Origin of the sequence: Pseudoalteromonas sp. 19-MNA-CIBAN-0066, assembly GCF_040308705.1 — a bacterium.
Lineage (GTDB): Bacteria > Pseudomonadota > Gammaproteobacteria > Enterobacterales > Alteromonadaceae > Pseudoalteromonas > Pseudoalteromonas nigrifaciens.
The window spans coordinates 1-241 of sequence record NZ_JBEONZ010000390.1 but is presented as its reverse complement, the minus strand read 5'-3'; the positions used below and the strand labels follow the sequence as shown (position 1 = coordinate 241).

Genomic DNA, 241 nt, shown 5'->3' with positions numbered 1-241 from the left:
ATTTGTAGATATAGATTCATTATTAGAAGAAAGTGAAGAGGCTGAACTTGAACACGAACCTTACACCGATGTTAATATGGATGTTGGTTTGAGTGAGTTTGATGCATTACTTGCGGGTGATAACCCAACCGATGTTGATGCTGAAAGTGGTGGCTACTCAGCTAAACTAGATTTAGCGCGTGCTTATATTGAAATTGATGATTTTGATTCTGCGCTCAAGGTCATTGAGGATGTCATCAAC

1 protein-coding gene is annotated in these 241 nt (G+C 39.0%); it reads left to right on the top strand.

The genetic code is table 11. The features are described 5' to 3' along the window. Positions 1-241 (top strand): FimV/HubP family polar landmark protein (locus tag AAEZ18_RS19550; protein ID WP_352256115.1); only part of this gene is annotated, 241 nt, incomplete at both ends.